General features: G+C 43.4%; 1 protein-coding gene and 2 pseudogenes. All 3 read left to right on the top strand.

Annotation, left to right across the window (positions count from 1 at the left end; all coding sequences use genetic code 11):
- Positions 1-307 (top strand): annotated as a pseudogene (locus B5F88_RS19455) (sigma-70 family RNA polymerase sigma factor); the annotation flags it as partial.
- The gene (locus B5F88_RS19450) at positions 304-921 is read left to right on the top strand and encodes a hypothetical protein (protein ID WP_087937049.1); all 618 of its coding nucleotides are present in this window, start codon (positions 304-306) and stop codon (positions 919-921) included. The pseudogene B5F88_RS19455 and the gene B5F88_RS19450, both read left to right, overlap by 4 nt.
- 245 nt (positions 922-1166) lie before the next feature.
- Positions 1167-1572: pseudogene (locus tag B5F88_RS19445) on the top strand (hypothetical protein); the annotation flags it as partial.

Below are 1572 nucleotides of genomic sequence, written 5' to 3'. Positions count from 1 at the left end.
CCTGTCTGCTGCGAAGCGCAATCCCTCTGCTATTATTTCATTAGACGAATTAGGGGATTGTGTATCTGGTAGGTTTAGTATTGAGAGCGAGATTGAAAGTAAGCATATCGAAAGTACAATTGACACCTTTCTTTGGGAACAGGGGTATGAAAAACGAAATATCTTTATACGACGCTATTGGTATTTCGATTCCATTGAGTCTATCTGTGAAAAAACAGGTTTTAGTCAGAGCAAGGTAAAATCTATTCTGTATGAAATGAGGTTAAAATTACGAAAATATTTAGAAAGCGAGGGAATTGAAGTATGAAAAAGGAACAACTTTCCAAACACATTGGAAACATAGATGATCAGTTAGTGCAGCAGGCGGAGCACATTCCCAATTATGCCAGACAGCACCGCCAAAAGGGCTTCAAACGCTTTACGGCAATAGCGGCAGTCATTGCATTGATGGTATGCAGTTTTACAGCGGGCGCGGTGGCCTTTGCGAAGGAAACCATTGTAGAAGTTCCGATTGAAGAAGAAACAATTGCTCTTGAAAAAATAGGCCTAACCGTTGTACTGCCAAATGAATGGGAAGGAAAGTACGGCATCGAACTGAACGAGGATGGAACAGGCTGCGCTGTGTATGTTAAGGACATCCATGATGGAAACGGCGAGATGTCTGGTTTGGGCTATCTGTTCTGGATTGGTATAGCACAATCTGATAAGCAACCATTGACGCCGGAAGAACTATATGAATGGTCTCCCACACCATGCATCTATCTCTTTTCCACTGCCGATGCAACTTATATTCTCGAAAAACATAGCGATGTGCAGTATGACCCCAGTAATCCAGAAGAAACAGAACTCTACATGACAATGAGTCAACAAATTCAAGATATTTCTTTCAAGATTGACAATCCCGCTGCAATTGATGGATAGGAAGTCCCAAGTAATGAATGGAGAATGACATTATAACACGGCAAGTGGAAGGCGAAATCATTTTAACGACCTTCCATAATTATGAGGCCATTGAAAAACTGTGTAACGAAGTCTATGTCCATAATTGGCACTCTGCCTGCGAATGAAATGAAGCACCATTTCAGTGGGTAGGTCATCTGGCTATTCAATGAAAAATGTTCTTCAAACTTGCCCAGTGGAAACCCGCATTTTGAAGGAGATCGCTTATGAAAAAGAATAGTTACATGGCGCTTTATTTGGCGCTGCTCATGGTGATCGCTTTGGTTGGTTGCTCCGCCGGAGCCCCAAATGGCACCTCCGACAAGTCCTCGAGTACCACATCTGATCAGCCGATTTTGCAGGAATCTGCAGAGTGGTTTAAGGAGCAGACCACTTACTACGAAATTATCAGTAGCGAAGTTTGCGGTGATCAGATCGTTTTTCTGACCGGAACAAAAAGTCCAGGAACTGATGGCTACCAAAATTTACAGGCGTTTGTTGTGAAGCAGACCGATGGAGACTATGAGGTAGCAGCAATGAAGGACGGCGAAAGAGGCGTTTCTGCTGGCTTTTCCGCTCATGTGCTTGCAACTGATGCCTTAACGATTGTGTTTGGCGATACTAGCGACAGCG

It is taken from the genome of Flavonifractor sp. An306, assembly GCF_002159455.1.
Lineage (GTDB): Bacteria > Bacillota > Clostridia > Oscillospirales > Oscillospiraceae > Flavonifractor.
Note: the sequence above shows the minus strand (reverse complement) of the source record. Positions and strands in the feature narration are given on the sequence as shown.